A 10,000-nucleotide genomic window follows, 5' to 3' on the forward strand; every position below is an offset into this window, starting at 1 on the left:
CCCGCGCCTGCAAATGGCGCGCCAAATTAATAGCAATTCAAAAAATTCAATCAACTAAAATAAGTTTTTGCAAACGATTTTAATTTAAAAATTTAAACCGCTTAAAAGCAAAAAAGGCCCGCACCTCAATTGAAGGCGGGCCAGTTTGCACCACTAATACATACAGAACACTTTAAATATTCATATTAAAAAATATGAATACTTTTGATTACATTTTCAGATTCACACCGACGAAGAAGCGGCGGCCGTTCTTGTAGAAGGCGGTCGGCGCGTCTGCGAACGAGCTGAACGAGTAGTACATCTCGTCGAGCAGGTTTTGACCGTTGGCATAGATCGACACCTTGTCGTTGACCTTATAGGTGGCCGACAGATCGACCTGCTTGTAGGAGTCGGTGAAGTCCTTCGAGTTACGACGACCGATGCCCGTGAAGTATTGCGAGCGGTAGTTGTAGCTCAGACGAACCTGCCAGGGGCCTTCTTCGTAGTAGGGGATGACGCTGATGGTATCACGCGACAGGTACGGCATATTGTAGGCCGTCGTGCCGGTGTCGGCATCGGCGAAGGTGTAGTTCGCGATGATACCGAAGCCGTAGGCGATATCCTTTTGCCCTTGCAGCGCGAAGCCGGTGACGGTGGCGTTCTGGGCATTGAAAGGCGACGAGAAGGAGTAGGTCGCGTTGGCGTTGGTCAGCTTGTTGAAGAAGACCTTTTCCTGCGTGTCGTTGACGACGTAGGAGCTGATCTTGCGGTGGAAGAGTTCCGCCGCCAGCAGGCCGGTCTTGTCGAAGTACCATTCCACCGACGCTTCGAAGTTGGTCGATTCATAGGGCTTCAGGTTGGCGTTACCGCCACCACCGGTCAGCTGACGGTCGTTCAGTTCCACCGTGCCGGCCAGCTGGCTGTAGCGCGGACGGGCGATCACCTGCGCCGCACCGACCTTGATCAGGACATCATCAGCCGCTTCATAAACGACGTTGATGTTCGGCAGCAGCTTGGTTTCCTTCTGAGTCACGCTCTTGGGCGTATAGGTCGTGCCGCCGTCCGAGGTTTCCCAGTAGTTCGACTGGTCTTCGGTCGAAACCAGACGCGCACCCACGTTACCGCGCCACTTGTCGTGACGGAAGTTGCCTTGCAGGTAAGCCGCCGCGATGTTTTCCTTCACGGTGAATTCCATGCCGTACTTCGGCCCGTTATAGCGGGTGATGCTGGCATTGATGACACCGAAGATGCCGTCGCGGGTCAGGCCCAGATACTGCATGGCGTTGCCGCTGCCGCCCATGTCGGCCCACAGGCCGTTCGGGGTCAGCTCAGAGGCAAAGTCGCTGAGGTACAGGGTCTTGTTGGCGAAGTAGTCCCAGCCTTCGGCATCCAGCGAGTTCTCGTGCTTGGTCAGCTTGGCACCGAACAGCACGGTCTCAAAGAAACCGTCCAGATTGCGACGGAAGTCGATCTGACCATAGGTTTCCTTATCGGTGGTGCGGCTGCGTTCCATACCGCCCATCTGGACGTAGTTGCCGGTCACGCCGTTGATGGTGCTGGTCGAAGACGACGGCGAACGGAAGAACGACTTGGGCGTCGTGGGCGAGGTATCGTAGTTGATATAGGTGCTGTTGGCCGTGAAACCGAACTGGAAGCCCGAATTCAGGTCGAAGCTGATCATGCGCTCCGGTTCTTTACCACCGGTCGCCTGAGTCCAGCCGACATTACCGGATACCTTCCAGTCACCGGCATTCCACTTACCGGCCAGGTTGACGCTGTCCGTCTTGACCACCGTGGTGCGCAGGATGGCGTCATACTGCGTCAGGGTGCCAGTGCCAGCGGCCTTTGCCGGGATATAGGCCCCGGTGATCAGGCCATTCGAGACGGTGAAGTCGCGCGCATTCGAGCTGTTCCACACCGGAACGGCGTACATCGACTGGTTGTAGTTGGTGTAGTCGCCTTCGATGTGCAGGGCGGTCAGGTCAAACTGCGTGTCGTCGTTCGGCTTCCACTGGATGGCCGTGCTGACACCGGTGCGCTGGCGGGTCTGGTCGAAATAGGCCCAGTTGAAGCAGCAGGGCACATTGGCAGCCGCCAACTGGTTATAGGACGCCAGGGTCGGCGCCGCGCCGTTGATCTTCGGGCCGGTGACATTGTTACCAGACACCGTGAAGGCGCTGTTGAAGGCACCGGCACCCATATAGCCGAAATATTCGATACCGGCGCGGTGCAGTTGCTGCTTGTCATAGGTGGCCGCAACGAGGACACCAAAGGTCTTGGCTTCGTTATGCCAGCTATACAGAGCCGAACCGCGGACATCGCCCTTTTCCGAGCGGTCATTATAGCTATAGCCGAGCGAGCCGGTGATGGTGCCGGGCTTCAGGTCCAGCGGCTTGCGGGTTTCGAGGATAACCGTACCCCCCAGCGAGCCTTCGTCGATCCAAGCTTCGGGGTTCTTGTAAACCTTCAGCTGACCGACGATTTCCGGCGCCATCAGCGAATAGTTGAAGGTACGGCTGGTCGGGTCATTCGGGTTACCGCCCCAGTCAGCCGAGGCGATCGAGTGACCATCGACCAGAATGCGGTTCAGAGCCGGATCGGTGCCGTGGATCGAGACCTTTTCGCCTTCGCCGAAGTTACGGTCAACGCTGACACCCGGCAGGTGCGACAGCGATTCCGCGATATTGGTGTCGGGGAACTTGCTGACGTCTTCGGCCGAGATGACATCGACGATAGCGTCGGTCTTCTTCTTGATAGCCGCGGCCTTTTGCAGGCTGCCCTTGATGCCGACAACAACGACTTCCTGCACATCGTTGCCTTGCTGTGCGTAGGCGGCGCCCGAAAGCATCACCCCGACGAGCGCCGTGCTCATTAAAACAGAGCGTTTCAAACTCATCACTTCGTCCCCTTAAATGGTCATAAATCCATGGTGGCTCGCACGCCGTTCGCGTCGCTTGTGTGACACGAAAATGGCGTTCGTATAACGAGCGTATGACAACTTTGAACTCTGTCAACGAGAATTCATATATTTGATTTAATTATTATGCGTTTTGGGGACCAAATTCGCCATATAAATAGACCCTTCAAGCCAGAATTTCGGCTTTCATAAATTTTTATTGAATTTTTTCAGTTATATAAATTTTCCATAAGATCGGGCGACTATAGGACCAATAATAGACCTTGATGCAAATTGGCAACATAACCACTAAAATACCAAATTGGCATTGCACCGTTCCGCAAACTTTGTGACCCTGCCTTTTCATCTTTGAAATACCCCCCTCTTCGATCAGGCCCCCCATGCAGGATTTACCTCGGAAGCAACCGGGTTTTCGTAACATTGTCATTGTTGGCGGCGGGACGGCCGGCTGGATGACGGCGGCCCTTCTGGCGAGACTCACCGAAGGCAAGCTGGGGCAAATCCATCTGATTGAGTCGGAAGACATCGGCACCATTGGCGTCGGTGAAGCGACGATCCCGCCGATTCAGGACTTCAACCGGCTTCTGGGCATCGACGAAACGACGTTTCTGCGCGAAACCAATGCCACCTTCAAGCTAGGAATCGAGTTTCGCAACTGGCACGAGAAGGGCGACAGCTACATCCATCCCTTCGGCGTCATCGGGGCGCAGATCGGGCGGGCGGCCTTTCACCACTATTATATACGCGCCGCCCTGTCCGGCGACACCACCCGCTTCGAAGCCTATTCCCTAGCCAGCGTCGCCGCGCGGCAGGGGCGTTTCGCGCCCGCGCCGCGCCATGACACCGGTGTACATTCCACGCTTGGCTATGCCTATCATTTTGATGCCGGCCTTTTTGCGCAATTCCTGCGCCGTTATGCCGAAGCGCGCGGCGTCATGCGTCACGAAGGCCGCATTACGCAGGTGAATCAGCGTGCCGAAGACGGCTTCATTACCGGCGTGCAGACCGAACGGGGCGACACGCTCGACGGCGACCTCTTCTTCGACTGTTCCGGTATGCATGCGCTTCTGCTGCAAAAGACGCTGGAGACGGGCTTTGAGGACTGGAGCCACTGGTTGCCCGCCAACCGGGCCTGGGCCGTGCCCTGCGCCAATGTTTCAGAGCCCCTGCCCTACACGCGGGCCACGGCCCACAGCGCGGGGTGGCAATGGCGCATCCCGCTGCAACACCGCACCGGCAACGGCCACGTCTTCAGCGCCGACTTCATGAGCGAAGATGAGGCGCAGCGGATACTTCTCGAAAACCTCGATGCCCCGACCCTGGCTGATCCCCGCCTGATTCGCTTCCGCACGGGCCGCGCCCGACAATTCTGGCACAAGAATGTGGTCGCCATCGGCCTGTCCGGCGGCTTCCTTGAGCCGCTGGAGTCCACCTCCATCCATCTGATCCATTCGGGTCTGATCAAGTTCATGGACCTGTTCCCGGACCCGGACTTCAATCCGCTTCTGGCCCGGCAATATAATCAGGCGGTCGGCATGGATTACGACACCATCCGCGATTTCCTGATCGCCCATTACAAGCTGACCAAGCGCGACGATTCCAACTTCTGGCGATACTGCCGCGAGATGAGCATTCCCGCTTCGCTCCAGTACAAGCTGGATCAGTTCAATGAGAGCGGGCGCGTCATCATGTCCCGCGGAGACCTGTTTCAGATCCCCAGCTGGCTGGCCGTCCTGTTCGGTCAGGGCCTGAGGCCGAAGCGCTATGACCCGCTGGCCGATCTGATCGAACCGCAGGACCTGTCCGCCATACTGCGCCAGATGCAGGGCACCATTACCGATTACGCGAACACCATGCCACCGCAGGCCCGCTACCTCGAAAAGCTGGGCCTTATGATCGTGGCCGGAGAATAAAGTTAGATGTCGCTTTCCAAACACCCCACCCTGCTGGCCGAGCCCGCTCTCCGGCGCCTCCCCACCCCACCCTGCCAACTGGAAGTCTGCGTGGACAGTCCACGCTCGCTTTATGCCGCGGTCGAAGGTGGAGCAGCACGCATTGAACTGTGCAGCGCGCTTAGTCTGGGGGGGCTGACGCCGGGGCCCGGCCTTGTGCGCACGGCGCAGGCACTCGGCCACTCCACCCGCGCCATGATCCGCCCCACCGAAGGCGGCTTTGTCTATGGGCCGGACGATCTCGATGTCATGCGTCGCGACATCGACGCCATGGCCGATCACGGTCTCGAAGGCGTGGTGATGGGCGCGCTGACCGAAGAAGGCTATCTGGATGAGAGCTTTCTCGCCCGGTTGTGCGCGCACGCCAAGGGGCTGAAAATGACGCTGCACCGCGCCATCGACCTGACGCCTGATCCGCTTGACGCGCTGGAAACGGCCATCGGGCTGGGCTTTGACACGGTCCTCACCTCCGGGACCCGGATGCGCGCTATCGAAGGGCTTGAGACCGTGCGGGCGATGGTCGAGACCTCGGCCGGACGCATCGACATCATGGCCGGTGGCGGTGTCAATGCCGCGCAGATCGGCCAGATCATCAGTGCCACCGGTGTGCCCTGGGTGCATGGGTCCTGCTCGCGCCTGCAGGAAGTCGGCCCCGCCGAACTGGAGTTGGGCCTGTCGAGCGACTCCTACCGTCTCACTGAGGCCTCGCTGGTCCGGGCGATCTGCGACGCGCTCATGACGCAAAGCTGAGGCAAGGTTCATGTCAGGATACTTCATCGGCATTGACGGCGGCGGCACACGCTGCCGCGCGCGGCTGACGACCTCAGACGGCCGCATCCTTGGGCAGGGCCTGTCGGGGCCGGCCAATATTCAACTGGGCCTCGACTATAGCTGGGGCAATATCCGCGAAGCCATCGACCGCGCGCTGGATCAGGCTGGGCTCGATGCGCACATCTTTCCTGAGTGCCGGCTGGGGCTGGGGCTGGCCGGCGTGGTCACCGACGCGGACCGGCAGCGTGTCAGCGCCAAGGCGGCTGGGTTTCACAGCGTCAAGGTGGCCACCGATGCCCATACGGCCTGTCTGGGTGCGTTCGGGGGCCGCGACGGGGCTATCTTTATCGGCGGCACGGGGTCGGTCGGCTATGCCTGGCTGTCGGGTCAGAGCCATCAGGTCGGCGGCTGGGGCTTCGCCCTGGGTGATGAAGGTTCAGGGGCCACTTTGGGGCGTCAGGCCCTGCGCCACGCCCTGATGGCCCGCGATGGTCTCATTGAAGGCTCGGCCCTGACCGAGCGCGTCAATCGCTTTTTCAGCAGCGCCGGTATTGACCTGCATGGCTGGCTGTCTGAGGCGCGCCCCACCGATTTCGGCACCTTTGCGCCGGATGTGGTGGAACTGGCCAAGGCCGAAGACCCACTGGCGATCGGGATTATCAAGACCGCCGTGCGCTGGCTGGAAACCTATGTGCAGCGCCTGACGGCCCTGGGTGCCCCGCAGGTCTGCCTGCTGGGCGGCGTCGCACCGCATTACATCCCCTACCTGTCAGACGCAGCGCGCCCCTTCATTGCCACAGCGCAAGGCGATGCGCTGGACGGTGCGCTTCTGATGTGCGCGGGTGCCAGTGAGGGGCAACTCAACCCCTGTAACGACAGCACCGTTTCGGCGTGTTAGACCAGCGGCCTTGAGGTTTGACTCTCTGGGGGGATTTCATTTGTTCTGGGTTGTGATTCCCTTTGTCATTGATTTGGCAGGAGGGTTTTGCTTTGTCGTCTTCGATCACGATCACCCGTGTGGACCTGAACGCATCGGGTTTGCGTCATGCGGCTTCGCGTATGGTGATGTTTTGCTGCGTGAGATAGTTCCGCAACGCGCTTTGATTGGGACGCGAGCCTAACCGTCAATTGTTCCTTGTTGCCCATTAGCCCCGTAATAAGGGTATGGCCCCACCTTGCGGTCTGTTTCTTTCACTGGGCGGCGCTTGCTGTCTAAGAAGTCCGCGACTTCACACAGCGGGCGCACTGGGTAGGCCTTACCTACCCTCGCCTCCAAAGCGGTAATATGTTAAGAAACGAGACAAAAAATACCGTCACCCCGAAATCGCGCTTTCGGAAGTCGTTTTCTCTCGTTTTTACAGTGAGTTAGGGCAAAAAAAATACCGTCAGAGCCCTTAGCACCCTGACGGTATATTTATTTCTCGGCGGTATCAAGCTGACGGCATACCCTCGTCTACGCCGTCACACTATTCGAGCGCACATCAAAGGCTGTCGATAGAAATCGACAATTTGTTATTTAAATACAAGAGATTATAGCGTATTTGTGGGTATAAGAGTGTGCAAAACCGGGCTCGTTTTTATTCCCACTCAATCGTGCCGGGAGGCTTGGAGGTTACGTCGTAAACGACGCGGTTGACCCCCCTCACCTCGTTGACGATGCGCGTGGCGCAGCGGCCCAGTACCGGCCACGGGAACTCATAGAAGTCCGCCGTCATGCCGTCCGAAGAGGTCACGGCGCGCAGGGCCAGTACGTCCTCATAGGTGCGCGCGTCGCCCATGACACCCACGGTTTTCACCGGCAGCAGCACGGCAAAGGCTTGCCAGATATCGTCGTACAGACCCGCCTTGCGGATTTCATCGAGATAGATGGCGTCGGCATCCTGAAGCGTCTTCACCTTTTCCGGGGTCACTTCGCCGGGGATGCGGATGGCCAGACCCGGTCCGGGGAAGGGATGGCGGCCGACAAAGGCTTCGCTGAGGCCCAGTTCGCGGCCCAGAGCGCGCACCTCATCCTTAAAGAGTTCGCGTAAGGGTTCGACCAGTTTCAGCTTCATATAGTCCGGCAGGCCCCCGACATTGTGGTGGCTCTTGATGACGGTCGAAGGCCCGCCGTGCGGCGAGACGCTTTCGACTACGTCGGGATAAAGCGTGCCCTGAGCGAGGAATTCGGCGCCGTCGATTTTGGCTGCCTCTTCGTCGAAGACCTCGATAAACAGACGACCGATGGTCTTACGCTTCTGTTCAGGGTCGGACTGGCCCTTGAGCGCCCCCAGAAACTTGTCCTGCGCCTGCACATGGATCAGCGGGATGTTGTAGTGATCGCGGAACAACGACACCACCTGCTCGCCTTCGTTCTTGCGCAACAGACCCGTATCGACAAAGACGCAGGTCAGTTGCTCGCCGATGGCTTCGTGGATCAGCACGGCGGCGACCGACGAATCCACCCCGCCCGACAGGCCGCAGATAACGCGCCCCGACCCGACCTGAGCCCGGATTTTTTCGATCATTTCCTGACGGAAGGCGGCCATGGTCCAGTCGCCTTTAAGCCCCGCGATCTCGAACAGGAAGTTGCGGATCATCTGGGTGCCGCGCACCGTGTGGACCACTTCGGGGTGGAACTGCACGGCGTAGAAGCGGCGGGCCTCATCGGCGATGGCGGCGAACGGTGCGCCTTCGGAAACAGCGATAACCTTGAAGCCGTCAGGGATGGCGGTAACGCGATCGCCGTGGCTCATCCACACGATTTCCTTGTCACCCGGCTTACCCAGACCGCGGAACAGCGGCGTATCGGCGGCGATTTCGATCTCGGCGCGGCCAAATTCGCGGTCATGGCCGCTTTCGACCTTGCCGCCCAAAAGGTCGCACATCAGTTGCTCGCCATAGCAGATACCGAACACCGGCAGGCCCATATCGAACAGGGCCTTGTCGAGGGTCGGACCGGCTTCGACGACGCTGTGCGGCGACCCGGACAGGATCACCGCGTTGGGGGCGACGCTTTTGATCGCCTCGGCGGCCTTGGTGAAGGGATGGATTTCGCAATAGACGCCGCATTCGCGCACGCGACGCGCGATGAGCTGAGTCACTTGCGATCCGAAATCAATAATCAGGACTTTTTCGTGATGCGACATGCGCCTGTCTTTCTATGGGTTTTGGAACCACAGATTACACAGATTACACAGATTAAGGGTCGGGCGGGACTTATCCGCCTCCTCGGCGCCAAGCGCCCAATCTGTGTGATCTGTGTAATCTGTGGTTAACGACCTTTCTTATGGCTTGCGCCGGTATAGCGAAACGAAGAACCCGTCCGTGTGGCTGGTTCCGGGGCTGAGGCGCAGGCGATGGCCCTGCGCAATTTTTTTCAAAGTCTCCGCGCCTTCCGGGGTCACCGCGGCGCCGTCCAGCGCATCGGCAACCGGGCGCGGTGTGAAGTGAGGGTGGTCGGCTTCGAAGCGGTCGGCGGTCATTTCATTTTCGTCCGGCAGTATCGAGCAGGTGGCATAGGCCAGAAGCCCGCCCGGCTTCACCAGACGCGAGGCACGGTGCAGGATGGCGCTTTGCAAGTCATGCAGGCGCGCCACCTCTTTTTCTTCCAGCTTGTGCGCGGTCTCAGGCCGGCGACGCCACACGCCTGAGCCAGAGCACGGCGCATCGACCAGCACCAGATCGGCCTGGGCTTCGAGGTCTTCCATCCCCTCGCCGTCCGGGCCAAGCTGGCGCAACTCCGCTTCCATACCGGCACGGGTCAGGCGGGGTTTGATATTGTTGAGGCGCGTCTTTTCGACGTCGGAGGCGATCAGACGACCCTCACCCTGCATGGCTTGCAGCAGGGCCAGAGTCTTGCCGCCGCCCCCGGCGCAATAATCGACCACCGTCATGCCGGGCCTTGCCCCGGCGAGGAAGCCCGCCAGTTGCGAGCCCTCGTCCTGAATCTCGATCGTGCCCTGCCGGAAAGCGGGCAATGCGCGCACATTGGGCGGCGGATCGGCGGGCAGGCGCACGCCAAAGGCCGAAAACGGCGTCGGTTCAGGCCTGTAGCCCAGCATTTCCAGCCCGGCGATCAGCGGGGCGCGGTCGCCATTGACGCGCAGGTCGATGGGCGCGCGCGGCAGCATCAGGGCCTCGGCCTCTTTCAGCCAGTCATCGCCATAGACGTTTTTGAGGCGTTCCACGACAAAGGCCGGCAGGCCGGACTCCAGCCATTCGGGCGCTTCGCCATCCCCAGCCTCCAGTCGCTTGCGCTCCGCAACCGACAGCTTTGCCGGGGCGTAGCCTTCGCCAGTATAGAGGCCGTCGATCTCGGAAAGGCTTACGCCGTCAAGGAAGTGCAGCGCCCCCAGTACCAGCGAACGCCCCGCAGACGAGTCCATTGCAAAAGACAAGC

General features: G+C 59.6%; 6 protein-coding genes. 3 read left to right on the plus strand and 3 right to left on the minus strand.

Features of this window, described 5'->3' with window-relative positions; all coding sequences use genetic code 11:
- Positions 1 to 208: 208 nt before the first annotated feature.
- Positions 209 to 2,851 carry a TonB-dependent receptor gene (locus LDL37_RS00500; protein ID WP_290792785.1) on the minus strand — a complete coding sequence of 881 codons (2,643 nt, stop codon included), beginning with the start codon at positions 2,849 to 2,851 and terminating at the stop codon, positions 209 to 211.
- Positions 2,852 to 3,276: 425 nt separating this feature from the next.
- On the opposite strand from LDL37_RS00500, the gene LDL37_RS00505 reads away from it, so the two are divergent.
- The 3 genes from LDL37_RS00505 to LDL37_RS00515 are packed head-to-tail and all read left to right on the plus strand — an operon-like array spanning position 3,277 to position 6,517.
- Positions 3,277 to 4,809: a tryptophan halogenase family protein gene (locus LDL37_RS00505; RefSeq protein ID WP_290792787.1), complete on the plus strand. Its 1,533-nt coding sequence runs from the start codon at positions 3,277 to 3,279 to the stop codon at positions 4,807 to 4,809.
- 6 nt (positions 4,810 to 4,815) lie between these two features.
- Positions 4,816 to 5,598, plus strand: coding sequence for a copper homeostasis protein CutC (locus LDL37_RS00510; RefSeq protein ID WP_290792789.1), 783 nt, complete (start codon positions 4,816 to 4,818; stop codon positions 5,596 to 5,598).
- Between the two features lie 10 nt (positions 5,599 to 5,608).
- Entirely contained in the window at positions 5,609 to 6,517 is a 909-nt protein-coding gene (locus tag LDL37_RS00515; protein ID WP_290792791.1) for a BadF/BadG/BcrA/BcrD ATPase family protein, read from the plus strand.
- Positions 6,518 to 7,196: 679 nt separating this feature from the next.
- Here LDL37_RS00515 and guaA read toward each other — a convergent pair.
- On the minus strand, positions 7,197 to 8,747 hold the full coding sequence (gene guaA / locus LDL37_RS00520; RefSeq protein WP_290792793.1) for a glutamine-hydrolyzing GMP synthase: 1,551 nt from the start codon (positions 8,745 to 8,747) through the stop codon (positions 7,197 to 7,199).
- A gap of 138 nt (positions 8,748 to 8,885) precedes the next feature.
- On the minus strand, positions 8,886 to 10,000 hold a 1,115-nt coding region (locus LDL37_RS00525; RefSeq protein WP_290792796.1), incomplete at its 5' end, for an RsmB/NOP family class I SAM-dependent RNA methyltransferase.

It is taken from the genome of Asticcacaulis sp. (assembly GCF_020217185.1).
In the GTDB taxonomy this organism is placed as follows: domain Bacteria; phylum Pseudomonadota; class Alphaproteobacteria; order Caulobacterales; family Caulobacteraceae; genus Asticcacaulis.